Raw genomic sequence first — 24,495 nt, 5'->3', positions numbered from 1 at the left:
CTTATAGAACGTAGCGATCGCGGAAGGTCAACAGCGCCTTTTCAAAACAGCTAAACGGCGGGTGAACGATGCCCGCCCCAATCATGCCGATGCCCGCGTCCTTGTGGGCTATGGCGGTGTTGATCACCGGCAGAATGCCGCTGCCCGCCACTCTGGTGATGTCGATGGCGGTTGGAATGCCCATAAACGACAGCAGCGGAATGGTGACGTTCGGGTTCTCGCCGAGGGTGATTTCGCGCATCTGGCGGGAGAAGTCGATGGCTTCCTCCACCGTGCCGCCCACCAGCGCAACGATGGCCGGTGCCGTCGCCATCGCAAAGCCGCCGATGCCGTAGGTTTCGGTGATGGCGCTGTCGCCAATGTCCAGTCCGGAGTCTTCCGGCTTATAGCCTGCGAACATCGGGCCAATCACCTGCTGCGCCGGACCGGTAAACCACTGCCCCGGCAGGCCGGAAACGCGCAGGCCGAACTCGTAGCCGTTGCGCGCCATGGTAGTCACGACGGTGCTGTACTCAATGCCGTGGGCGGCATCCAGCGCGGCCTTACACATCGCCATCCACGTCGGGCCGGAGAAGTAGTCGCTGCTGGCGACAAACTCGAACACCTCACGCTGCTGCTCCACCGGATAGCCCGTCTGGATCAGCCCCGGCGTCAGGGCCTGGATCAGCAGCGTGGTGCCCGCGTTGTTGCGGTTGTGGCACTCGTCGCCCATGTGCAGCGCCTGGGTCAGCATCAGGCGCAGGTCGATTTCGCCGATGATGTTCATCGCGTCGCGCAGCATCGGGCCGAGCACGTCGCGCATCCAGTTCAGGCGGTCGATCACGCTCTGGTCGTTAGCCCCCATGCGCAGGATCTTCGCCATTTGCTCGCTGAGGTTGGTGAACGCCCGGTTGCCGTAGGTTTTGTTCTCAACGATGTGCATAAACATCGACGCGGAGGTGACGCCCGCCATGGAGCCCACGCAGTCGTGCTCGTGGCACGGCGAGAAGATGATGTCGCCTGAAGCCGCCAGCCTTGCGGCGTCCTCCAGATCCGTCGCCAGCCCTTCAAACACCAGCGCACCGGTAACCGCGCCCTTCATCGCCCCGCACATGTTTTCCCAGGAAACCGGCGGACCGGCATGCAGAATGGTGGTGCGGGTCATGCCCGGCACCACGTTAATCGCCTGGTCATAGCCCACCAGCACCGGATGGGATTGGATGATGCGCTCAAGGGCGATTTTGTTCGCGGCGGCGATCTTCTCCGCCAGCGGTTTCTCTGCCAGCTGGTCGAGGGCCTCCACCACTTGTATATTGCCCTGCCCCGGCGGCGTCCAGTCGAGCTGGGTCACGGGAACGTGCTGCTTTTTGAGGTCGTCGCTGAACATCGCAATGCCGACGTTAATGACGTTAAGCGGCTGGTTGAATAAAGTGGTCATTATGCTTTCTCCCCTTTGCAGACAAATTCGCGTGCCAGTAATCCGGTGTTGGTGCTGCTGCTGGCCCAGATGACGCCTGCATCGGTAAGCCGCTGGCACTGCTGCGCCAGCGACTGCGGATCCTGGTCGGTGCCGAGCACGTAGCCGAGAATTTCCAGCGGACGGTTATCGGCTTTCGCAATGGCCTGTGCCTCTTTGATCGCCTCGATCATCACCCCCACCGGATCCTCGTGTGCGCCAAAGCCGAGCACGAAGTCCATGACGATGACGCCCACCTGCGGATCGCGCGCCTCCTGTAGCAGGCGGCTGATGCGGTTGGTCGGGTCAATCATTGGGTGCGGTTTGCCGTTGGTGAAGTCGTCGTCACCGAAGTCAAGGAAGGTGTGGGCCTGGCTGACGCTGATGTCCTTCAGGCGCTTAGCCGGATCGGGCTGGATGTTGCTCCAGACATCGTCGAATTTCTCCAGCGCGGCGAACATCGCCTCATCGCACAAAGTGCCGCCGCAGAACAGGCCGCGAATGTACTTCTGCTGCGGCGTCAGGCGGGCGCGCACCTCTTCAATCAGCGGCCAGTTGAGCGGATGTAAATCCATCGACTCTTTTTTAACGCCAGTAAGCAGCACCGCTTTCAGCGCCGCCTCTTTGGTGCCACGGGCAAACTGCAAGCCGTCTTCATCGGCGGGCGGGTCGTTGCGGCCAAGGAAACAGACGACCACGGGCTTACGGCAGGCGCGCGCGCGGGCCAGCACTTTCCCGGCCACCGCGGGTGCAGGCGGCTTGGAGATGAGCGCAATCACCTGGGTGCCCTCATCCGCCTCAAGCATGTCGATGGCGTCGAGCATCATGAGACCGCCGATTTTCTCGCTGAGATCGCGCCCGCCGGTGCCGATCAGCTGCGACACGCCGCCGCCGAACTCGTGAATGCGTACGCTCAGCTCCTGGCTGCCGGTGCCGGAGGCGCCCACAATCCCAATCGGCCCGCGACGGACCGCGTTGGCGAAGCACAGCCCCGCACCGTTGATGATGGCGGTCCCGCAGTCTGGCCCCATCAGCAGCAGCCCTTTCTCATGCGCCAGCTGCTTCAGCGCCAGCTCGTCGTCCAGCGACACGTTATCGGAGAACAGCATGACGTTAAGATCGTTTTCCAGCGCCTGACGCGCTTCGCGGGCGGCAAAGGTGCCGTTGACGGAAATCACCGCCAGGTTGCTGTCCGGGCGATGGGTTTTGGCGCTGGCAATCGTCGCGTAGCGTGCTTCATGGGCGCCGCTGCTCGCTTTGCGGGTAAATAAGGCTTCTATTTCCGCCAGCGTTTCATCGTTCGCCGCATCGCCTTTAATCACGATCATCAGGTCGCCATTTTTGGCTTCTGCTAATTCCGGCGTGAGCAGCCCGAGATTTTTCAGAACGCCTTTATTCATTTCCGTCGCCATCGCCACAAATGCCTGTTCGACGCCCGGCAGTTTATTGGCTTTGGTGGAGACCGACATTAAGGAAACCGAATCAAAATACGTGTTCTTTTTTATGACGATTTTGGTTGGCATTATTTTCACCTGTTTAAGATAAAAGGGGGCCGCCGTCGTGCTAAAAGCACGTCGGTAACAATGCGTTTTTGATTAATGGCCAGCCGGAAAAGGCTGGCCAATTGCGCTATGCGCCTGCCGCCAGCAGCAGGTCTGCTATCGCGTTGAAGCCTTTTTCCCGCGCCAGTTCGAGCGGGGTTTTGCCGTATTTATCGGTCATGTGCGGATTCGCGCCGTGGTCCAGCAGCAGCTTCACAATTTCCTGCTGCTTCGCGCCGCCGTCATTCAGCACGATGGCTTCCAGCAGCGGCGTCCAGCCGACAAAGTTGGTGTGGTTGACGTTAATATCGGTTTTTTCCAGCAGCTCGCGCACGATGTCAACGTGCCCTTTTTCACTGGCAGGGGTTATACCCACGCCGCCAAAACGCGTCAGACGGTCGAGATCCGGCTCCGCCGGAAGAACAATGCGCAACAGGGTTAAATCATTGGTCAGGCAGCTAATCAGGAAGGGGTTAAAGCAGGTCTGGTCCTGTTTATCAATATCCGCCCCGGCGGCAATTAAAAATTCCACGCAGGCGTAATGCTTTTTCAGGCTGGCAATAATAACGGCGGTTCTTTTCTGGCGGTTGGTCGCGTTAATATCCACGCCTTTCTTCAGGCAGGCTTTTAGCGCATCGATATTGCCCTCTTCTGCCGCCAGCAGAAATTCTGTAACCAGTGCAGTTGCAGACATATTAAGACTCCCTATGTGTCACTTCTGATGACCTGAGAATAGCAACAGGCTGTTCATAAAAGAATCCGCTTAAAAATGATTCATCGACACGCAATTCATTGTTGAGTTAAATTCAACGGTCAGGCAAAAACGTGCGTCTGTGCAACCTTTTTCTTATGTTTTACCGCGTTCAGGCACCTCAGGCTGCATTATCCTTATGGCTGAAAAAGCCTTACATGACGCGGATCTGCGTGAAAAGCCAGAACTGTGACCGGCATCAAATTTGATGTAACGTCGTTGTTAAAATATGTTCAAAACTGATGGCTGAGGATGCTGTGATATGAATTCCATCTTTACCGAAGAGAATTTGCTGGCCTTCACCACCGCGGCGCGTTTTGGCAGTTTTAGCAAAGCTGCTGCCGAGCTGGGCGTGACCACCTCCGCCATCAGCTACACCATTAAACGCATGGAGACCGGGCTGGACGTGGTGCTGTTTGTACGCAACACGCGCAGCATTGAGCTGACCGAATCCGGCTTTTACTTTTATCGTAAAGCGACCGACCTGCTGAATGACTTTCACGCCATCAAGCGCGGGATTGATACCATTTCGCAGGGCATTGAGACGCGGGTGCGCATCTGCATTAATCAGCTTTTGTATACGCCACGCCATACCGCGCGTTTGCTCCAGGTGCTGAAAAAACAGTTTCCCACCTGCCAGATCACGGTGACGACCGAGGTGTACAACGGCGTCTGGGATTCCATCATTAATAATCAGGCCAACATTGCCATTGGCGCGCCGGATACGCTGCTGGACGGCGGCGGCATCGATTACACCGAAATAGGCGCGATCCGCTGGGTATTTGCCATCGCTCCGACGCATCCGCTGGCGTTCGCCCCTGAGCCCATTTCTGAAAGTCAGCTGCGTCTGTATCCCAATATCATGGTCGAGGACACTGCGCACACCATCAACAAGAAGGTCGGCTGGCTGCTTCATGGCCAGGAGGCGATTCTGGTACCGGACTTCAACACCAAATGTCAGTGTCAGATCCTGGGGGAAGGTATTGGATTTTTACCGGAATATATGACGCGGGAGGCGGTAGAGGACGGGCTGCTGGTGACGCGACGGATCGATAATCCGCGCCAGGACTCGCGCATGCTGCTCGCCACGCAGCATGCGGCGACCGGTCAGGTCACGCGCTGGATCAAACAGCAGTTTGGCCCCGAGGGCGCGCTGACCCGGATCTACAGTGACTTACTGTGGCGTATTTAGCTTTTCGTCTGAACCCAAAACGCGTGGATAAGGCCCGGGAAGTAACCCAGGATGGTCAGAAGGATATTCAGGATGAACGCCCAGCCCAGTCCCTTGCCAAGCAGCACGCCCAGCGGCGGGAGAATAATCGTAAAAACAACACGCCAAAAACCCATAAAAACTCCGTGCAAGCTAACCAATTGAAAAGTATAAAAGACACAACTCTAAGCGTAGCCAGTTTACGGGTAACTGCCATTCGGCACTCGCGCTTTTACCTGCCTTTACCCTCTTTACACTGGCTTAAACCTTGCCTTAAATGCTCTACTGTTCTGAAAATGACCGTAAGGAAACACAATGTCTCTTCCCCTTATTACGCCCCGGCAGGCAAGCGCGCTGATTGCAGAGGGCGCTAAACTCATCGATATTCGCGACGCCGACGAATTTGCCCGCGAGCACATTCCGGCGGCGCACTCCATCCCGCTGGATTCGTTACCCGGCGGGCTAAACCCAGCGCCGGGAGAAACGGTGATTTTCCACTGTCAGTCCGGCGCGCGAACCTCAAACAATGCCGCTCGCCTTGCCCGGGCAGCGTCCCCTGCAAACGCCTTTGTGGTTGAGGGGGGTATTCAGGGCTGGAAGCAGGCCGGGCTGCTGACCGTTGAAGACAGATCGCAACCCCTTCCGCTGATGCGTCAGGTGCAGATCGCCGCCGGGCTGCTGATCCTCTGCGGCGTGGTGCTGGGCTACAGCGTCTCCAGCGCCTTTTTCCTGCTGAGCGGTTTTGTGGGCGCCGGGCTGCTGTTTGCCGGTGTGACGGGTTTTTGCGGCATGGCGCGACTGCTGAAAGTGATGCCGTGGAACCGGCGTACCTGATAAGGGGTATTTGCAAGATTAGACTGTACCCCGCCCCAGGAGGTGGGCTATGGTGAAGATCATAACAACGTGAGGAGGTGCTATGTTTTCTGTCGGCGATTATGTTCAACCGCGTCAGGGCGGTCCGAAACTGAAAGTGATCGAAGTGAATGGTGAAAATATTGTGGCCGTACAGGCCAGCAATGAGCAGGGCGAGAAATATAACCTGAAAGCGGCGAACGTGGTTCTGTACTCCGAAGAAGGTGACTTTGGCGTCTGCTGAGTCAATAACCGGGCGGAATACACCGCCCGAATTATCATCAGATCAGGAAATCGTCCAGAGATTTACCGTTTGCCAGCGCGTTCGCAATGGGCTTTGGCGTACGTCCCTGACCGGTCCACGTTTTCTCTTCACCGTTCGCATCGATGAAACGATATTTCGCCGCACGCGCTTTACGTTTTTTAGCCGGCTGGCCCGCATGAGCCAGTTCACCGCCTAACAGATCGCTCGGGGAAATACCGTCAGCCTTCATCAGTTCCAGCAGAGCATTAATTTTTTCCTGCTGCTCAGCGCGTTGACGCTCTAATTCAGCCTGCTCGCTGCGTTTTTCTTCCGTGACCATCCGGACTTTTTCCAGCATTTCTTCCAGAACATCCATGGATAATTCACGCGCCAGCGCCCGGAGCGTACGGATATTATTAAGATTCTGTAACGTTAAAGCCATAATAATGAGAAACCTTTCTTCGTGTGTATAACATAAATCAGGCAACAGAATAATTGATTTTTGTTCTGATATCTACCCACCCTGTCGTTTTGACATTATTGTAAATGTTTTAGAATATCCCGTTAATATAACCCGGAATTATCCGTCAGTTATAATGCGTAATATACCGTCCTGCATCTGGTCAAAAACGCCTGTTTAAAACCGTTCAAAAAACCGCCCTTAAACGCTCGTACAACAAACGTTTCACGCGTGCTTAGATAAGCTAATGGATTGATTTCTTTTAACAAAAAAGTTGATGGGAAAGAAAATAACGAAGCGCGCAAAAAACAGACGACTTTAGAGAATTTTATGGACAAAGCGCCACTAAATAAAGATTAATCACTACTTGTTAGTTAAAAGCCAGAGAGATACGCTATACACTCAAAACAAACCAACCTAAAGCACTAAACGCCGCAGGTAAAACGCCACTTTTTTGTCCTGTTCGAGGAGTTCAGACATGTTCTCACCGCAGTCTCGCCTGCGCCATGCGGTAGCGGATACCTTCGCGATGGTCGTTTACTGTTCCGTCGTGAACATGCTGATTGAAATATTTCTGTCGGGAATGTCCTTTGAGCAGTCCCTCTCGTCGCGCCTGGTGGCCATTCCGGTGAATATTATGATCGCCTGGCCGTACGGACTGTATCGCGATGCGGTGATGCGTTATGCCCGGCGTATTAGCCCAGCAGGTTGGGTAAAAAACCTGGCTGACGTGCTGGCCTATGTAACGTTCCAGTCCCCGGTGTATGTGGTTATTTTGCTGACGGTGGGCGCAGACTGGCATCAAATCGCCGCCGCGGTAAGTTCGAATATCGTGGTATCAATGCTGATGGGTGCGGTGTACGGTTACTTTCTTGACTACTGCCGTCGCCTGTTTAAAGTCAGCCCCTATAGCCAGGCCAAAGCGTAAGGTGAGGCGACTGGCACATGCCAGTCGCAGAGTTATTGTACGTCGCCAAACAGCCCTTTCAGGAACCGCTCCAGCGCCATACGCGAGCTGAAACCGTGCGGAATACCATAATGTTCATGCGTCTCGCCGCCTAAATAGAGCGGAAATTGCTGATAATGATCGCAGGTTTTAATATCCGAGGCGGGCTCAGCAAATGACAGGCTTCTGTCTTTCAGTGTCGGGTGAATAATGAGAGCAGTACGCCCCATTCTTGCTTCACGGTTAACGTAAACATAATTCTCGCCACGGCGATATCCGTACGCTTTTGATGTTACCTCATCCATGGTGAACCCTTCTTTTTCAAGAACGCGCGCCACCTCATCGGGTCGTAAATACATATCTCTTCCTCATTATCATACCTGCCGGGCAACCTTACAGTATTCAGCATTAGCAGGGCTTTCAGAATATTCCATAAACTGCCCGATAACCCGTTACTGGCTTCAGATATTAAATTTCTGAACTAAACTAAACGGGAACACAAATTATGGAGGATCGTATGTTTAACAGACCGAACCGAAACGATATTAACGACGACACTCAGGATATTCGTAATGATGTCAGCCAATTAGCGGATACGCTGGAAGCGGTGCTGAAATCCTGGGGCTCTGATGCGAAGGATGAAACAGATGCCGCGAAACGTAAGGCTCAGTCTCTGCTGCGTGAAACGCGCGCAAGGATGAATGGCCGCTCACGTACCACCCAGGCGGCCTGCGACATGGCCAGCTGCGCCACCACCTTCGTACGTGAAAAACCGCTGTGTACGCTGGGAACGGTGGCGGCAGTCGGTATTTTTGTCGGCGCCCTGCTTAGCCTGCGTAAGTAAGCGCGAGTTCTTAGCCCCGGTTGCCCCTGGCGCCGGGGCTTTTCTTTGCCGGAAAGCCTGAAAAACATGCACAGCACGCCCTGCCCCGCCGGGCTCATCATTAGGGCCTTATCAATCTAAATTTCCCATATCTTGTGTGGTTGAAACTTATCGCAACTACATCTAGTATTCCCTTTAGACAGATACACACAACATGACGCGTTTACTCGCGCCGTTCTCTCATTCTAAATGGAAATACGAATCATGAGCATTATTATTTACACTCGTAACGATTGTGTTCAGTGCCACGCCACGAAACGGGCGATGGAGAGCCGCGGCGTGGCATTTGAGATGGTCAATCTTGATCAGGTGCCCGACGCGGCTGACATCCTGCGTGCGCAGGGTTTTCGTCAGCTTCCGGTGGTGGTTGCCGGTGATACCAGCTGGTCTGGCTTTCGCCCGGACATGATCAACCGTCTTGCCGCTCAGGCCGTCAGTGCATGAGCAGGCTGGTCTACTTTTCCAGCAGCTCGGAAAACACGCTTCGGTTTATGGAGCGCCTCGGGCTGCCTGCGATACGCATCCCGCTGAACGAGCGGGAGCGTATTCAGGTAGACGAACCTTACATACTGGTGGTGCCGAGCTATGGCGGCGGCGGCACCGCGGGGGCTGTTCCCCGTCAGGTGATCCGCTTTCTGAACGATCCCCATAACCGACAGCTGATTCGCGGCGTGATTGCGGCGGGCAATCGTAATTTCGGCGAGGCCTTTGCCCGCGCCGGGGATGTCATCTCTCAAAAATGCGGCGTGCCGTATCTCTATCGTTTTGAACTGATGGGGACACAGCAGGACGTAGAGAACGTGCGTAAAGGAGTGAACGAATTTTGGCAACGACAACCGCAGAACGCGTGATTCAGGCGACGCCGGATTACCACGCATTAAACGCAATGCTTAACCTCTACGACCGCGAGGGGCGCATTCAGCTCGATAAAGATCGTGAGGCGGTGGACGCCTTTTTTGCCGCCCACGTACGCCCGAACAGCGTTACCTTTGGCAGCCAGCGGGAACGTCTCGACTATCTGGTAAAAGAGGGATATTACGAAGAGCGCGTCCTGACTCGCTACGATCGCGCCTTCGTGGAGGCATTGTTTGCACATGCGCACGCCAGCGGTTTTCGCTTCCAGACGTTTCTTGGCGCATGGAAGTATTACACCAGCTACACCCTGAAAACCTTCGACGGCAAACGCTATTTAGAAAGCTTTGAAGATCGGGTGGTCATGGTGGCCCTGACGCTGGCGCAGGGCGATGAAACCCTGGCCGAAAGGCTGACGGAGGAGATCCTCTCAGGCCGCTTCCAGCCTGCCACGCCAACCTTCCTTAACTGCGGCAAAGCCCAGCGCGGCGAGCTGGTCTCCTGCTTCCTGCTGCGTATTGAAGACAATATGGAGTCGATTGGCCGTGCGGTGAATTCGGCGCTACAGCTGTCGAAACGCGGCGGCGGCGTGGCGTTTCTGCTCTCAAACCTGCGGGAAGCGGGCGCGCCGATCAAACGCATCGAAAACCAGTCTTCCGGCGTCATCCCGGTGATGAAGATGCTGGAAGATGCCTTCTCCTACGCCAACCAGCTTGGCGCACGCCAGGGTGCGGGCGCGGTTTATCTGCACGCGCACCACCCGGATATTCTGCGTTTTCTCGATACCAAACGTGAAAACGCCGACGAAAAAATCCGCATCAAAACCCTGTCGCTCGGTGTGGTTATCCCGGATATCACCTTTAAGCTGGCCAAAGAGAATGCCGACATGGCGCTGTTCTCGCCGTATGACATTGAACGGATCTACGGCAAAGCGTTTGGCGACGTGGCGATAAGCGAGCTTTATGACGAGCTGGTTGCAGACGATCGCATCCGCAAGAAGTACATCAACGCCCGCGATTTCTTCCAGACGCTTGCGGAAATTCAGTTTGAGTCCGGCTACCCGTACATCATGTACGAGGATACGGTTAACCGCGCCAGCCCGATTGCCGGGCGCATCAACATGAGCAACCTGTGCTCGGAGATTTTGCAGGTCAACAGCACCTCCACCTATGACGAAAACCTCGACTACGCGGACATCGGCAAAGATATCTCCTGTAACCTCGGGTCGCTGAATATTGCCCACACCATGGATTCGCCAGATTTTGGCCGCACGGTGGAAACCGCCGTTCGCGGGCTGACGGCGGTATCGGACATGAGCCACATCCGCAGCGTGCCGTCCATTGAGGCGGGCAACGCCGCGTCGCACGCCATCGGCCTGGGGCAGATGAACCTGCACGGCTACCTGGCGCGGGAAGGCATCGCCTACGGCAGCCCGGAAGGGCTGGATTTCACGAATCTCTATTTCTACACCATCACCTGGCATGCGCTGCATACCTCAATGATGCTGGCGCGCGAGCGCAGCCAGCGGTTCGCAGGCTTTGAGCAGTCGCGCTACGCCAGCGGGGAATATTTCAGCCAGTATCTGGAAGGCGACTGGCAGCCGAAAACCGAAAAAGTGCGCGCGCTGTTTGACCGCGCCGGCATTACCCTGGCGACGCGCGAGATGTGGCAGCAGCTGCGCGACGATGTGATGCGCTACGGCATCTATAACCAGAACCTTCAGGCAGTGCCGCCGACCGGCTCTATTTCCTATATCAATCACGCCACGTCGAGCATTCACCCGATCGTGTCGAAGATTGAAATCCGCAAGGAAGGCAAAACCGGGCGCGTCTACTACCCTGCCCCGTTTATGACCAACGACAATCTGGCGCTCTATCAGGACGCCTATGAGATCGGGCCGGAGAAAATCATTGATACCTACGCCGAGGCGACAAAACACGTGGATCAGGGGTTGTCGCTGACGCTCTTCTTCCCGGATACCGCCACCACGCGGGATATCAATAAGGCGCAAATTTATGCCTGGAAGAAAGGCATCAAAACGCTGTACTACATTCGCCTGCGCCAGCTCGCGCTGGAAGGCACCGAAATCGAAGGCTGCGTGTCCTGCGCGCTGTAAGGAGAAAGGATGAAACTGTCACGCGTGAGTGCCGTTAACTGGAACAAGATTCAGGACGATAAAGACCTGGAGGTGTGGAATCGCCTGACCAGCAACTTCTGGCTGCCGGAAAAGGTGCCGCTCTCCAACGATATTCCGGCCTGGCAAACGCTCAGCCACGCCGAGCAGCAGCTGACAATCCGCGTCTTTACCGGCCTGACGCTGCTGGACACGATTCAGAACACCGTGGGTGCCCCCGCGCTGATGAGCGATGCGCTGACGCCGCACGAAGAGGCGGTGATGTCGAATATCAGCTTTATGGAGGCGGTCCATGCCCGCTCCTACAGCTCGATTTTCTCGACGCTATGCCAGACCAGAGACGTTGACGCGGCCTACGCCTGGAGTGAAGAGAGCGCGTCATTGCAGCGGAAGGCGGAGCTGGTGCTGGAGTATTACCGCGCCGACGAGCCGCTGAAGAAAAAGATCGCCAGCGTGTTCCTGGAATCTTTTCTCTTCTATTCCGGCTTCTGGCTGCCCATGTACTGGTCGAGCCGGGGCAAGCTCACCAATACCGCCGATTTGATTCGCCTCATCATCAGGGATGAAGCGGTACACGGGTATTACATCGGCTATAAGTACCAGAAAGGGCTTGAAAAAGTCAGCGCAGCGAAGCAGGAGGAGCTGAAGGGATTTGCGCTCGATTTGCTGATGGATCTGTACGACAACGAGCTGAGCTATACCGAAGAACTGTACGCCGGAACGGGCTGGGAAGAGGACGTAAAAGCGTTCCTCTGCTACAACGCCAATAAGGCGCTGATGAACCTGGGCTACGAGGCGCTTTTCCCGCCGGAGATGGCGGAGGTGAACCCGGCGATCCTCGCGGCGCTGTCGCCCAACGCGGATGAAAACCACGACTTCTTTTCCGGGTCCGGCTCATCGTACGTGATGGGTAAAGCGGTGGAGACGGAAGATGAGGACTGGGATTTTTAATGAGTGAATTAACGTTCGTTAATTAAATATAAAGTTCATTATTCCCGGCCGAATATTTCACTACGTACTACACTGTAATTTCCACGTCATATTCGCCTGAATCACACCGATGCAGGCGAAATTTCCCCATGCAGCAGCAAAAAATTGAGAAAAATTCAAACCGCCCTCAGCCCTTTATTCATGGGAAATTCAGCCGTTTCGCTTGTGGCAAAATTCCGACCTCATGCCCGCTCAGGGTTGTCTCAGATTCTGAGTATGTTAGGGTAATGCCAGTTAACTATTTACCTTGGTAATCATATCGACATAAACAAATAACAGGACACTCTCTATTGCATGGCAATTAAATTAGAAGTGAAAAATCTTTATAAAGTATTTGGTGAGCACCCGCAGCGTGCTTTCAAATATATTGAGAAAGGCCTTTCGAAAGAGCAAATTCTGGAAAAAACCGGGCTATCGCTTGGCGTTAAAGACGCCAGTCTGGCCATTGAAGAAGGCGAGATTTTTGTCATCATGGGATTATCCGGTTCGGGTAAATCCACTATGGTTCGCCTTCTCAATCGCCTGATTGAACCCACCCGCGGACAGGTGCTGATTGACGGCGTGGATATCGCCAGAATCTCAGACGCAGAACTCCGCGAGGTGCGCAGAAAGAAAATTGCGATGGTGTTTCAGTCATTTGCGCTGATGCCGCACATGACGGTGCTCGATAATACCGCCTTCGGCATGGAGTTAGCCGGCACGCCCGCTCAGGAACGTCAGGAAAAAGCCCTTGATGCGCTGCGTCAGGTTGGGCTGGAAAATTACGCTCATGCCTACCCGGATGAGCTGTCGGGCGGCATGCGTCAGCGCGTGGGATTAGCCCGCGCATTAGCCATTAATCCAGATATTTTATTAATGGACGAAGCTTTCTCGGCGCTCGATCCCTTAATTCGCACCGAGATGCAGGATGAGCTGGTAAAATTACAGGCCAAACATCAGCGCACCATCGTGTTTATTTCTCACGATCTGGATGAAGCCATGCGTATTGGCGATCGAATTGCCATTATGCAAAATGGCGAGGTGGTGCAGGTCGGTACGCCGGATGAAATTCTCAATAATCCGGCAAATGATTATGTGCGCACCTTCTTCCGCGGCGTGGATATTAGCCACGTATTTAGTGCAAAAGATATTGCCCGCCGAACGCCAAACGGCATTATTCGAAAAACGCCAGGTTTCGGCCCGCGTTCCGCGCTGAAGCTGTTGCAGGATGAAGATCGTGAATACGGTTATCTGGTTGAACGCGGCAACAAATTTGTCGGCGTTGTCTCCATCGACTCTCTGAAAACCGCCCTGAGCGAAAACCAGGGAATCGATGCGGCGTTGATTGACGCTCCGCTTGCCGTGGACGCCGAAACGCCGCTCAGCGAGTTGCTCTCTCACGTGGGTCAGGCGCCTTGCGCCGTGCCGGTTGTCGGTGAAGAACAACAGTACGTTGGCATCATTTCAAAACGGATGTTGCTACAGGCTTTAGATCGCGAGGGGGCAAACAATGGCTGATCAATCAAACCCATGGGGTACCACTGACGCTGCGGACAGCGCGGCGCAATCTGCCGATGCGTGGGGTTCCACGCCCGCACCTGCCGACGGCGGCGGCGCGGCAGACTGGCTCAACAGCGCACCTGCGCCTGCGCCAGAGCATTTCAATATTATGGATCCGTTCCACAAGACGCTGATCCCGCTGGACAGCTGGGTGACGGAGGGGATCGACTGGGTCGTTACCCACTTCCGCCCGGTGTTCCAGGGGATCCGCATCCCGGTGGATTACATCCTGAACGGCTTCCAGCAGCTGATGCTAGGCATGCCTGCGCCCGTGGCGATAATCCTGTTCTCGCTGATCGCGTGGCAGTTCGGTAGCGCGGGGATGGGCGTCGCCACGCTGATCTCTCTGATCGCCATCGGCGCGATTGGCGCGTGGTCTCAGGCGATGATTACCCTGGCGCTGGTGCTGACCGCCCTGCTCTTCTGCATTGTCATCGGGCTACCGATGGGGATCTGGCTGGCGCGCAGCCCGCGGGCCGCGAAAATTATTCGCCCGCTGCTGGATGCGATGCAGACCACGCCGGCGTTCGTTTACCTGGTGCCTATCGTCATGCTGTTCGGTATCGGTAACGTGCCGGGGGTAGTGGTGACCATAATCTTCGCCCTGCCGCCGATTATTCGCCTGACGATCCTGGGCATTAACCAGGTGCCTGCGGATCTGATTGAGGCCTCGCGCTCGTTCGGCGCCAGCCCGCGTCAGATGCTGTTCAAGGTTCAGCTTCCGCTGGCGATGCCGACCATTATGGCAGGCGTGAACCAGACCCTGATGCTGGCGCTGTCCATGGTGGTAATCGCCTCGATGATTGCCGTTGGCGGGTTAGGCCAGATGGTACTGCGCGGTATTGGCCGTCTTGATATGGGGCTGGCGACCGTCGGCGGCGTCGGGATTGTGATCCTTGCCATCATTCTTGACCGCCTGACCCAGGCTGTCGGTCGTGATTCACGCAGTCGCGGCAACCGTCGCTGGTACACCACCGGCCCTGTCGGGTTACTCACCCGCCCCTTCACAAAATAAGGAACAACGATGCGACATAACGTACTTTTTGCCACAGCGTTTGCGACCCTTGTCTCCACCAGCGCGTTTGCCGCTGACCTGCCGGGCAAAGGCATTACCGTGCAGCCGGTGCAAAGCACCATTTCGGAAGAGTCCTTCCAGACGCAGCTCGTCAGCCGCGCGCTGGAGAAGCTGGGCTATACCGTAAATACCGCCAGCGAAGTGGATTACAACGTGGGCTACACCTCGATTGCCTCCGGTGATGCCACCTTTACCGCCGTGAACTGGCAGCCATTGCACGACGATATGTTTGCTGCCGCAGGCGGTGACAAGAAATTCTATCGCGAAGGCACCTTCGTGACCGGCGCGGCGCAGGGCTATCTGATCGACAAGAAAACCGCCGACCAGTACCACATCACCAATATTGAACAGCTGAAAGATCCGAAGATCGCCAGACTGTTCGACACCAACGGTGACGGCAAAGCGGACATGATGGGCTGTTCACCGGGCTGGGGCTGTGAAGCGGTGATTAACCACCAGAACAAAGCGTTCGATCTGGCGAAAACCGTCGACGTGAGTCACGGCAATTACTCCGCGATGATGGCCGACACCATCGCCCGCTTTAAAGAGGGCAAGCCGGTGATCTACTACACCTGGACGCCGTACTGGGTGAGCGACGTGCTGAAGCCGGGCAAAGACGTGGTGTGGTTGCAGGTGCCCTTCTCCTCCCTGCCGGGCGAGCAGAAAGATATCGACACCAAACTGCCGAACGGCATGAACTATGGCTTCCCGGTTAACACCATGCATATCGTGGCGAACAAAGCCTGGGCAGAGAAAAACCCGGCTGCGGCGAAATTGTTCTCGGTGATGAAGCTGCCGCTGGCGGACATCAACGCCCAGAACGCGATGATGCACGCGGGTAAATCGTCCGAAGCCGATATTAAAGGCCACGTGGATGGCTGGATCAAAGCTCACCAGCAGCAGTTTGATGGCTGGGTGAAAGAGGCGCTTGCGGCGCAGAAGTAAAAATACAACATAACCTTACCCCTCACCCTAACCCTCTACCCTTTAGGGAGAGGGCTGGGGTGAGGGGGATAACCGCACAAACACACACATAACAATCCCCCAACATTCTCAATCATTGGTTATTATGTTTCCGGAAAAATAATCACTTAACTCACGATTCCTGAAACTAATGACAAAAACATCTCAGGGGCTTAGCCCCGCGCTCATCCTTTTAATGTCCGTGGCAACGGGTCTGGCAGTCGCCAGCAACTATTACGCGCAGCCTCTGCTTGATACTATCGCGCGCGCCTTCGATCTTTCCGCCAGCTCCGCCGGCTTTATCGTCACCGCTGCGCAACTCGGCTATGCGGCAGGGCTGCTGTTCCTGGTGCCATTGGGCGATATGTTTGAGCGCCGGATGCTTATCGTCTCTATGACGCTTCTGGCGGCAGGCGGGATGTTGATCACTGCCAGCAGCCAGTCGTTAACGATGATGATTATTGGCACCGCGCTGACCGGCCTGTTCTCCGTGGTGGCACAAATTCTGGTTCCCCTTGCCGCTACGCTGGCGTCCCCGGAAAAACGCGGCAAAGTGGTCGGCACTATCATGAGCGGCCTGCTGCTGGGCATCCTGCTGGCGCGAACCGTTGCCGGGCTGCTGGCGAGCCTCGGCGGCTGGCGCACCGTCTACTGGGTGGCGAGCGTGCTGATGGTTATCATGGCGCTGGCGCTGTGGCGCGGCCTGCCGAAAGTGAAGCAGGAGAATCACCTGAACTATCCCCAGCTTCTCGCCTCCGTTTTCAGCCTCTTTACGCAGGATAAACTCCTGCGCACGCGCGCCATTCTGGGGTGTCTTACCTTCGCTAACTTCAGCATCTTATGGACGTCGATGGCATTTCTGCTCGCCGCACCGCCGTTTAACTACTCAGAAGGGGTGATTGGCCTGTTTGGGCTGGCAGGCGCGGCTGGCGCGCTGGGCGCACGCCCGGCCGGTGGGCTGGCCGACAAAGGCAAATCGCATATGACCACCTCCGCCGGGCTGGTGTTGCTCCTGCTCTCCTGGGCGGCCATCTGGTACGGACACGTCTCAGTGCTGGCGCTGATCGTCGGTATTCTGGTGCTCGACCTCACCGTGCAGGGCGTACACATCACCAACCAGACCGTTATTTACCGCGTGAAGCCGGACGCACGTAACCGCCTGACGGCCGGATATATGACCAGCTACTTTATCGGCGGCGCGGCGGGCTCGTTGATCTCAGCCTCCGCCTGGCAGCATGCGGGCTGGACGGGCGTGTGCGCCATCGGCGCCATCGTCGCGGCGATAAATCTGCTGGTGTGGTGGCGCGGCTACCACCGCCAGGAAGCAATTCACTAAGTTTTACATTGCTTTGGGCCCCCTGGGGTGTAAAGGGGGCCTGCATCTGTTAATGTAACGGTAATCATTTATCCCAGAAATTTTACTGTGGGTGACATATTTACTACCGGCATGAATAGTTCAGACCCCTGTCCTCACATCCCCTCTTTCGCGGGTATACACCCCACGCTTTCTGTGCTCACCGGGTCACGGATTTACCCGGCGCTTTCTGATGGTGACATTCGTTTGGCGGATATAACCGCACAAATAATTCATTTACATTATTTGTCACTATCGTTACTATATCGGCTGTAATTAATGAGGTTATGCCCAAAATGGATAGTTCGTTTACGCCCATTGAACAAATGCTTAAGTTCCGCGCCAGTCGTCATGAGGACTTCCCGTATCAGGAGATCCTGCTGACTCGCCTGTGCATGCACATGCAGGGTAAGCTGCTGGAAAATCGTAATAAGATGCTGAAAGCGCAAGGGATTAACGAGACGTTATTTATGGCGTTGATTACGCTTGAGTCTCAGGAAAACCACAGCATTCAGCCGTCTGAACTGAGCTGCGCGCTGGGTTCATCCCGTACCAATGCCACCCGTATTGCTGATGAGCTGGAGAAGCGCGGCTGGATCGAACGCCGTGAAAGCGATAACGATCGCCGCTGCCTGCATCTGCAACTGACCGAGAAAGGTCACGAATTCCTGCGCGAAGTGCTGCCCCCGCAGCATAACTGCCTGCACCAGCTCTGGTCCGCCCTCAGCACCGCCGAGCGCGACCAGCTTGAGCACATTACTCGCAAGCTGCTCACCCGTCTGGATCAGATGGATGAAGATGGCGTCATTCTTGAGGCGCTGCGCTAACGCGACGATCCGCTCAACCATCCAGATTTCAAAAGAAAAACTGACAGGCCAGCACGTGAAACTGCTGGCCTTTCTGACAACAGGTCGGCTCAGCCGATGTGAAAATAAAAAGATCGTGGAGAACAACAATGAGCGCAAATGCGGAGAACACTCCCCCGCAGCAACCGGTTAACAAGAAGGGCAAACGTAAGAGCGCCCTTATTCTGCTGACCTTGCTCTTTATTATTATTGCCGTGGCATATGGGATTTATTGGTTTTTAGTATTGCGTCATGTTGAAGAGACAGACGATGCATACGTGGCAGGGAATCAGGTTCAAATCATGGCACAGGTGTCGGGCAGCGTGACGAAAGTCTGGGCTGACAACACCGACTTTGTGAAAAAAGGGGATGTGCTGGTCACGCTCGACCCGACCGACGCCCAACAGGCGTTTGAAAAAGCACAGACGGCGCTGGCCTCCAGCGTTCGCCAGACCCGCCAGCTGATGATCAACAGCAAACAGCTTCAGGCCAGTATCGACGTGCAGAAAACGGCCCTGGCCCAGGCGCAAAGCGACCTTAAGCGTCGTGTTCCTCTCGGCACCGCCAACCTGATTGGCCGTGAAGAGTTGCAGCACGCCCGCGATGCGGTGGCCAGCGCACAGGCGCAGCTGGACGTGGCTATTCAGCAGTACAACGCTAACCAGGCGATGGTACTGGGCACCTCTCTGGAAAACCAGCCGGCGGTGAAACAGGCGGCGACCGAAGTACGCAACGCATGGCTTGCCCTGCAACGTACCAAAATCGTCAGCCCGATGACCGGCTACGTTTCCCGTCGTTCCGTACAGCCCGGCGCGCAGATTGGCACCACCACGCCGCTGATGGCGGTCGTTCCGGCGAACAATCTGTGGGTGGATGCGAACTTCAAAGAGACCCAGCTGGCGCATATGCGTATCGGCCAGACCGCAACCGTGGTCAGCGATATCTACGGCGATGACGTGAAGTACACCGGTAAAGTGGTCGGTCTGGACATGGGGACCGGCAGCGCGTTCAGCCTGCTGCCTGCGCAGAACGCCACCGGCAACTGGATCAAAGTGGTACAGCGCCTGCCCGTGCGTATTGAACTGGATGCCAAACAGCTGGCGGACCATCCGCTGCGAATTGGCCTTTCCACGCTGGTGACGGTTGATACCGCCAACCGCGACGGTCAGATCCTCGCAAATCAGGTGCGCAGCACGCCAGCTTATGAAAGTAACGCCCGTGAAATTAGCCTCGATCCGGTTAATAAGCTGATCGATGACATCGTGAAGGCAAACGCCGGTTAATCCGAAGGTGAGCGTTATGCAACAGCAAAAGCCGCAAAAACCGCTGGAGGGGGCGCAGCTGGTCATTATGACCATTGCGCTGTCGCTGGCGACATTCATGCAGGTGCTGGACTCCACCATCGCAAACGTGGCGATCCCAACCATCGCCGGGAACCTTGGCTCATCGCTGAGCCAGGGGACCTGGGTCATTACCTCGTTCGGGGTGGCGAACGCCATCTCCATCCCCATCACCGGCTGGCTGGCGAAGCGCGTCGGTGAAGTGAAGCTGTTCCTCTGGTCGACGATCCTGTTCGTGCTGGCCTCCTGGGCCTGCGGGATGTCCAGCAGCCTGACGATGCTGATATTCTTCCGCGTCATCCAGGGGATTGTCGCCGGGCCGTTGATCCCGTTGTCGCAGAGTTTGCTGCTGAACAACTATCCGCCCGCCAAACGCTCCATCGCGCTCGCGCTGTGGTCGATGACGGTGATTGTCGCCCCGATTTGCGGGCCTATCCTTGGCGGTTACATCAGCGATAACTATCACTGGGGCTGGATCTTCTTTATCAACGTGCCCATCGGTGCGCTGGTGGTGCTGATGACGCTACAGTCTCTGCGCGGTCGCGAAACGCGAACCGAACAGCGGCGGATCGACGGTATCGGTCTGGCGCTGCTGGTGGTCGGCATCGGCAGCCTGCAAATCATGCTCGACCGGGGTAAAGAGCTGGACTGGTTCGCCTCTACGGAAATCATCGTGCTGACGGTGGTCGCCGTGGTCGCCATTAGCTTCCTGATTGTCTGGGAGCTGACGGACGATAACCCGATAGTCGATCTCTCGCTGTTTAAATCGCGAAACTTCACCATCGGGTGCCTCTGTATCAGCCTCGCCTATATGCTCTACTTCGGCGCGATCGTTCTGCTGCCGCAGCTGTTGCAGGAGGTATACGGCTATACCGCAACCTGGGCGGGGCTGGCCTCCGCGCCGGTGGGGTTAATTCCGGTTCTGCTGTCGCCGATTATTGGCCGTTTCGCCCATAAGCTCGACATGCGCAGGCTGGTGACGTTCAGCTTCATCATGTACGCCGTGTGCTTCTACTGGCGCGCGTATACGTTCGAACCGGGAATGGACTTTGGCGCCTCCGCGTGGCCGCAGTTTATTCAGGGCTTTGCCGTAGCGTGCTTCTTTATGCCGCTGACCACCATTACGCTTTCCGGCTTGCCGCCAGAGCGGATGGCGGCGGCATCGAGCCTGTCGAACTTTACCCGTACGCTGGCGGGCTCCATCGGGACCTCGATTACCACCACGCTGTGGACCAACCGGGAATCGATGCACCACGCCCAGCTGACCGAAGCGGTGAACCCGTTCAACCCTAACGCTCAGCAGATGTATAGCCAGCTTGAGGGGATGGGCATGACGGAGCAGCAGGCGTCCGGCTGGCTTGCCCAGCAAATCACCAACCAGGGGCTGATTATCTCGGCAAACGAGATATTCTGGATATCGGCGGGGATCTTTATCGTCCTGCTGGGGCTGGTGTGGTTTGCCAAACCACCGTTTGGTGCCGGTAGCGGCGGCGGCGGTGCGCATTAACCCTGTTTATGGGTTGCCGGGTGGCGGCTACGCCTTACCCGGCCTACGATAACCGGGCCTCTGTCCGGCCCGGTTATCCACAATTATCAGTATCGATAAAGGATTGTAGGCCCGGTCAGCGAAGCGCCACCGGGCATCAACGGGCACAATACTAAATGTGCAGTTCCTGAAGTTTTTCTTTTGGCAGGGCCAGTTCGTCGTTGCTGTTTACACGAACATCACGTTCGATGATATGACGGGCAATGTCCTGGGCTTCTTCCAGAGAGTGCATCTGGTAAGTGCCGCACTGGTAAACGTTCAGCTCAGGGATCTGGTTCTGCTCTTTCACCTTCAGCACGTCTTCCATCGCCGCTTTCCACGCATCCGCAACGCGTTTCTCTTCCGGCTGACCAATCAGGCTCATGTAAAAACCAGTGCGGCAGCCCATCGGAGAGATATCGATGATCTCCACGCCGTTGCCGTTCAGGTGGTCGCGCATGAAGCCGGCGAACAGGTGTTCCAGCGTGTGAATGCCTTTCTCCGGCATCACTTCTTTATTCGGCACGCAGAAGCGCAGGTCGAAAACGGTGATCGTGTCGCCGTGCGGCGTGTTCATGGTCTTCGCCACGCGGACTGCTGGTGCTTCCATACGGGTATGGTCGACAGTAAAGCTATCTAATAACGGCATACGTCACCTCCGATAGTGATTTTTTTAAAATAAACTGAACTCTTCTACAGAATGCGCGTCTGAGTATATGAAAGACGCGCATTTGTTATCATCATCCCTGAATTCAGAGATGTATATTTTGGCCACAGCGATGTGGCCTTTTTCTTTTGGTTCAAGCCTGCTTCGCCAGAAACGCCTCAAACGACTCCGTATCCGCCGCTTCGATCGCTTTCTGACGCACAACGGATGCGTCGCGCTCTGCCACAAAATCCGCTTCGCTCAGAACCTCTAACGGCTCCTGCATCAGCATCTCACGGTACTCCGCTGACAGTGAACGTCCTGTGCCGCCAATTCCCTGCTCAATCATAGAACGCAGAATGCGTGCCGAGAACGTCAGTTCCGGGTTATCAAAGCTTTCAACCAGTTCGTCGCAGACCTTCTGGTATGCTTCGCCGCCGTACACGCTATCCAGCGTCTGGGCAACGCGCTTCAGGTCTCTGAACAGATCTTTCCCCACCTTAGAGAGCGGGAACTGCGCCGTTTCACAGCCAATCCCTAACGTCAGGCCCGGCTTACGCCCTTCCAGAATCACGCGATTCCAGTTGGTACGGGTACACAGCAGCTCGTCGGAACTCATTTCCGGCGCATCCGCCAGGACGCACCAGACCATAAACAGATCGAGGAAGCGAACCTGCTGCTCGTCAACGCCAATCGGCGAGAACGGGTTGATATCCAGCGAGCGCACTTCAATGTATTCAATCCCGCCGCGCTGTAGCGCATCCGACGGCGTTTCACCGCTGCGCGTTACGCGCTTCGGACGAATCGGCGCATACAGTTCGTTCTCAATCTGCAATACGTTGCTGTTGATTTGCAGGCGCTTGCCGTCTTTTTCGAGGCCGATTTTTTCGTACTCTTCAGACGGAGTTTTGATCGCCCGCTTCAAGCCTGCCACATAGTCGTGCAGATCGTTAAACGTAATTCCGAGATTGCTTTGCGATTTATTGGTATAGCCAAGGTCGCTCAGGCGAAGAGAGGTCGCGTACGGCAGGTAATACATGCCACACTCGGTCTTCTCGAACGGCAGCGTGGTCGGTTTCCCTTGCAGGAACGATGAACAGATGGCCGGCGACGCGCCAAACAGATACGGAATAACCCAGCCAAAACGGTAATAGTTGCGGATCAGGCGGAAGTAGCCCGCGGAGATCGCGTCTTTATCCGTTTCACCGCATTTCGCCTGCCAGAACGCCATCGGCAGAGAGAAATTGTAGTGCACGCCAGAGATCGTCTGCATCAGTGCGCCGTAGCGGTTTTTCAGGCCTTCACGGTACAGCGTTTTCATCCGCCCCACGTTAGAGGTGCCGTACTGCGCCAGCTCGATATCCTGCCCCTGCTCGATATAGCACGGCATGCTGAGCGGCCACATACGCTCGTCGCCGAGGTTGCGGGCGGTAAAGCGATGCACATCGCGCATGATCGTCAGCATATGATCAATATCACCGTCTACCGGCGTGATGAACTCCAGCAGCGCTTCGGCGAAATCGGTTGTGATCCATTTATGTGTCAGCGCCGAGCCTAACGCCTTCGGGTGTCCCGTTGTCGCTAAGCTACCATCCGCATTTACGCGCAGCGTTTCGCGCTCAAGCCCACGCTGAATCCCCTTCAGTGCCTGAGGGTGGTTTTCCAGCCAGGCCAGCGCCTGTGATACGTCCGGGATCAATTTGACCTCCCGCCTGTCAAAAAATTGTCACTCAGCATAATTGTAATGGTTGACGATTGAAGGTCGCGAATTCATTCCACCAATTAGTGCCACCACGTCATACCCTGTAGTGTTACCCATGCCAATAAAACATAGCGTAACGCCTTGCCAAGGCACAAAAAAAAGAGCACCGGTCCCCAGGAGATGCGCATCCATCCCGCCAGCAGACACAGTAAATCGCCTATTACAGGCATCCAGCTTAATAACAGCGTGGCAGCGCCATAGCGTTTTAGCCAGCCCACTGCCTTTTCCTGCCAGCGAGATTTTTCGCGTAGCGGAAAGAAACGTCCAAGAATAACGTTAGTCAGCCCTCCAAGGCTATTACCCATTGTTGCTATTAAGACCAGCAACCAGGGCTGACTCACGCCGGACAACAGCATCGCCACCAGTACCACTTCCGAATTCCCCGGCAAGAGGGTGGAGCTTAAAAAACTGCTGGCGAATAATGAGGCAAGTGACAGCGCGTCACTCACAGTAAGCGAACGTCCACCGCCGCCATTCCGGCATCACGCGCGGCCTGAATACCAAAGTCGGCATCTTCAAACACAACGCATTTTGCAGCCGGGACACCCATTAATTCTGCGCAGAGCAGGAAGGTGTCCGGAGCGGGTTTATGATTTTTAACGTGATCGGCGGCCACGACGGCAGAAAAATAGTGGCGCAGGCCAAGATGGTTGAGTAGCGCTTCAGCAATCGCGCTCTCGCTGCCCGTGCCGACAGACATAGGACGACGCCCGTGCCACGCTTTGACGACGTCAATGAGCGGTAATGGCTGCACGGTGTCCAGCAGTATGGCTTTTACCGCGTCGGTTTTTTCACGCGCGAGCAGGTGCGGGTCGAGATCGGCCTGATTCAGCTCAATCACGGCCTGTGCGATACGCCAGGTGGGCGATCCGTTGAGGGCAATCATCGCCTGTAGATCGAAACGCATACCGTAACGGGCAAGAACGTCGGTCCAGGCCTGGCGATGCGTGGGTTCGGTATCCAGGAGGGTGCCGTCCATGTCGAAGATCAAACCGTCATACTGTGCGTACATCGTGCTCTCGCTAACCGATTAACAAAGCATTACTTTATCGTAAAAGGGGATTTTTGTCGCTGACTGAGAGTGTGATTGCTGACGGAACGTCGAAGGAATAAACAAAGAAGGAGAATATGGTGCATCCGGGAGGATT

Annotated in this window: 26 protein-coding genes; 16 read left to right on the top strand and 10 right to left on the bottom strand. The window is 55.8% G+C overall.

Going from position 1 to position 24,495, the window contains the following annotated elements:
- Position 1 precedes the first annotated feature (1 nt).
- The 3 genes from IM267_RS09275 to IM267_RS09265 form a co-directional block, all read right to left on the bottom strand.
- Complete coding sequence (locus tag IM267_RS09275) at positions 2-1,417, bottom strand: DUF1116 domain-containing protein (protein WP_193033241.1); 1,416 nt, start codon at positions 1,415-1,417, stop codon at positions 2-4.
- Positions 1,417-2,958 (bottom strand): acyl-CoA synthetase FdrA, encoded by a 1,542-nt coding sequence (gene fdrA / locus IM267_RS09270; RefSeq protein ID WP_193033240.1) that lies wholly within the window; start codon positions 2,956-2,958, stop codon positions 1,417-1,419. The genes IM267_RS09275 and fdrA overlap by 1 nt, the downstream gene beginning before the upstream one ends.
- Before the next feature lie 106 nt (positions 2,959-3,064).
- Positions 3,065-3,670: an ankyrin repeat domain-containing protein gene (locus IM267_RS09265; protein ID WP_193033239.1), complete on the bottom strand. Its 606-nt coding sequence runs from the start codon at positions 3,668-3,670 to the stop codon at positions 3,065-3,067.
- Positions 3,671-3,989: 319 nt separating this feature from the next.
- On the opposite strand from IM267_RS09265, the gene IM267_RS09260 reads away from it, so the two are divergent.
- Positions 3,990-4,919 (top strand): LysR substrate-binding domain-containing protein, encoded by a 930-nt coding sequence (locus IM267_RS09260; protein WP_193033238.1) that lies wholly within the window; start codon positions 3,990-3,992, stop codon positions 4,917-4,919.
- Here the strand turns inward: IM267_RS09260 and IM267_RS09255 are convergent.
- Positions 4,916-5,074 (bottom strand): YqaE/Pmp3 family membrane protein, encoded by a 159-nt coding sequence (locus tag IM267_RS09255; protein ID WP_003862203.1) that lies wholly within the window; start codon positions 5,072-5,074, stop codon positions 4,916-4,918. The two genes, IM267_RS09260 and IM267_RS09255, sit on opposite strands and share 4 nt — an antisense overlap.
- A gap of 178 nt (positions 5,075-5,252) precedes the next feature.
- Between IM267_RS09255 and IM267_RS09250 the strand changes: the two genes are divergently transcribed.
- Positions 5,253-5,771 (top strand): rhodanese family protein, encoded by a 519-nt coding sequence (locus tag IM267_RS09250; protein ID WP_193033237.1) that lies wholly within the window; start codon positions 5,253-5,255, stop codon positions 5,769-5,771.
- 82 nt (positions 5,772-5,853) lie between these two features.
- Positions 5,854-6,033, top strand: a complete 180-nt coding sequence (locus tag IM267_RS09245) for a hypothetical protein (protein WP_193033236.1) — start codon at positions 5,854-5,856, stop codon at positions 6,031-6,033.
- A gap of 37 nt (positions 6,034-6,070) precedes the next feature.
- Here IM267_RS09245 and stpA read toward each other — a convergent pair whose 3' ends face one another.
- Positions 6,071-6,475: a DNA-binding protein StpA gene (gene stpA, locus IM267_RS09240; RefSeq protein ID WP_063869457.1), complete on the bottom strand. Its 405-nt coding sequence runs from the start codon at positions 6,473-6,475 to the stop codon at positions 6,071-6,073.
- A 496-nt stretch (positions 6,476-6,971) separates the two neighbouring features.
- Between stpA and alaE the strand changes: the two genes are divergently transcribed.
- On the top strand, positions 6,972-7,421 hold the full coding sequence (gene alaE / locus IM267_RS09235; protein WP_063869455.1) for an L-alanine exporter AlaE: 450 nt from the start codon (positions 6,972-6,974) through the stop codon (positions 7,419-7,421).
- Positions 7,422-7,453: 32 nt separating this feature from the next.
- Here the strand turns inward: alaE and IM267_RS09230 are convergent, their stop codons facing one another.
- Positions 7,454-7,798 carry a DUF2002 family protein gene (locus IM267_RS09230; RefSeq protein WP_006811693.1) on the bottom strand — a complete coding sequence of 115 codons (345 nt, stop codon included), beginning with the start codon at positions 7,796-7,798 and terminating at the stop codon, positions 7,454-7,456.
- 158 nt (positions 7,799-7,956) lie between these two features.
- Between IM267_RS09230 and IM267_RS09225 the strand changes: the two genes are divergently transcribed.
- The 12 genes from IM267_RS09225 (at position 7,957) to emrB (ending at position 20,921) form a co-directional block, all read left to right on the top strand.
- Positions 7,957-8,283 (top strand): DUF883 domain-containing protein, encoded by a 327-nt coding sequence (locus IM267_RS09225; RefSeq protein ID WP_063869453.1) that lies wholly within the window; start codon positions 7,957-7,959, stop codon positions 8,281-8,283.
- 243 nt (positions 8,284-8,526) lie between these two features.
- The gene (gene nrdH / locus IM267_RS09220; protein WP_063451831.1) at positions 8,527-8,766 is read left to right on the top strand and encodes a glutaredoxin-like protein NrdH; all 240 of its coding nucleotides are present in this window, start codon (positions 8,527-8,529) and stop codon (positions 8,764-8,766) included.
- Positions 8,763-9,173 (top strand): class Ib ribonucleoside-diphosphate reductase assembly flavoprotein NrdI, encoded by a 411-nt coding sequence (nrdI, locus tag IM267_RS09215; protein WP_063869450.1) that lies wholly within the window; start codon positions 8,763-8,765, stop codon positions 9,171-9,173. The genes nrdH and nrdI overlap by 4 nt, the downstream gene beginning before the upstream one ends.
- Positions 9,146-11,290: a class 1b ribonucleoside-diphosphate reductase subunit alpha gene (nrdE, locus tag IM267_RS09210; RefSeq protein ID WP_193033235.1), complete on the top strand. Its 2,145-nt coding sequence runs from the start codon at positions 9,146-9,148 to the stop codon at positions 11,288-11,290. Before nrdI ends, nrdE begins: the two co-directional genes overlap by 28 nt.
- A gap of 9 nt (positions 11,291-11,299) precedes the next feature.
- A complete protein-coding gene (gene nrdF / locus IM267_RS09205) occupies positions 11,300-12,259 on the top strand; it encodes a class 1b ribonucleoside-diphosphate reductase subunit beta (RefSeq protein ID WP_112792766.1) in 960 nt (319 codons plus the stop codon).
- Positions 12,260-12,592: 333 nt separating this feature from the next.
- The gene (proV, locus tag IM267_RS09200; protein WP_063869443.1) at positions 12,593-13,795 is read left to right on the top strand and encodes a glycine betaine/L-proline ABC transporter ATP-binding protein ProV; all 1,203 of its coding nucleotides are present in this window, start codon (positions 12,593-12,595) and stop codon (positions 13,793-13,795) included.
- Positions 13,788-14,852, top strand: a complete 1,065-nt coding sequence (gene proW, locus IM267_RS09195; protein WP_063869441.1) for a glycine betaine/L-proline ABC transporter permease ProW — start codon at positions 13,788-13,790, stop codon at positions 14,850-14,852. Before proV ends, proW begins: the two co-directional genes overlap by 8 nt.
- A 9-nt stretch (positions 14,853-14,861) precedes the next feature.
- Positions 14,862-15,857 (top strand): glycine betaine/L-proline ABC transporter substrate-binding protein ProX, encoded by a 996-nt coding sequence (proX, locus tag IM267_RS09190; protein WP_063869439.1) that lies wholly within the window; start codon positions 14,862-14,864, stop codon positions 15,855-15,857.
- 169 nt (positions 15,858-16,026) lie between these two features.
- On the top strand, positions 16,027-17,211 hold the full coding sequence (locus IM267_RS09185; RefSeq protein ID WP_107533585.1) for an MFS transporter: 1,185 nt from the start codon (positions 16,027-16,029) through the stop codon (positions 17,209-17,211).
- Positions 17,212-17,525: 314 nt separating this feature from the next.
- On the top strand, positions 17,526-18,056 hold the full coding sequence (gene emrR, locus IM267_RS09180; protein WP_017694792.1) for a multidrug efflux transporter EmrAB transcriptional repressor EmrR: 531 nt from the start codon (positions 17,526-17,528) through the stop codon (positions 18,054-18,056).
- 128 nt (positions 18,057-18,184) lie between these two features.
- Positions 18,185-19,357 (top strand): multidrug efflux MFS transporter periplasmic adaptor subunit EmrA, encoded by a 1,173-nt coding sequence (gene emrA / locus IM267_RS09175; RefSeq protein ID WP_064909826.1) that lies wholly within the window; start codon positions 18,185-18,187, stop codon positions 19,355-19,357.
- Positions 19,358-19,373: 16 nt separating this feature from the next.
- The gene (gene emrB / locus IM267_RS09170; RefSeq protein WP_006811709.1) at positions 19,374-20,921 is read left to right on the top strand and encodes a multidrug efflux MFS transporter permease subunit EmrB; all 1,548 of its coding nucleotides are present in this window, start codon (positions 19,374-19,376) and stop codon (positions 20,919-20,921) included.
- Positions 20,922-21,072: 151 nt separating this feature from the next.
- Here the strand turns inward: emrB and luxS are convergent, their stop codons facing one another.
- From luxS to yqaB, 4 genes are all read right to left on the bottom strand, one after another.
- Positions 21,073-21,588, bottom strand: coding sequence for an S-ribosylhomocysteine lyase (luxS, locus tag IM267_RS09165; protein WP_063451839.1), 516 nt, complete (start codon positions 21,586-21,588; stop codon positions 21,073-21,075).
- A 151-nt stretch (positions 21,589-21,739) separates the two neighbouring features.
- Entirely contained in the window at positions 21,740-23,284 is a 1,545-nt protein-coding gene (gene gshA, locus IM267_RS09160) for a glutamate--cysteine ligase (RefSeq protein ID WP_107533587.1), read from the bottom strand.
- An 83-nt stretch (positions 23,285-23,367) separates the two neighbouring features.
- Positions 23,368-23,796: a YqaA family protein gene (locus IM267_RS09155; protein ID WP_017692791.1), complete on the bottom strand. Its 429-nt coding sequence runs from the start codon at positions 23,794-23,796 to the stop codon at positions 23,368-23,370.
- Positions 23,793-24,359, bottom strand: coding sequence for a fructose-1-phosphate/6-phosphogluconate phosphatase (yqaB, locus tag IM267_RS09150; RefSeq protein ID WP_063869432.1), 567 nt, complete (start codon positions 24,357-24,359; stop codon positions 23,793-23,795). Before yqaB ends, IM267_RS09155 begins: the two co-directional genes overlap by 4 nt.
- Between the last annotated feature and the right edge of the window lie 136 nt (positions 24,360-24,495).

Source organism: Enterobacter cloacae complex sp. P15RS (genome assembly GCF_014895905.1).
In the GTDB taxonomy this organism is placed as follows: domain Bacteria; phylum Pseudomonadota; class Gammaproteobacteria; order Enterobacterales; family Enterobacteriaceae; genus Enterobacter; species Enterobacter quasihormaechei.
Note: the sequence above shows the minus strand (reverse complement) of the source record. Positions and strands in the feature narration are given on the sequence as shown.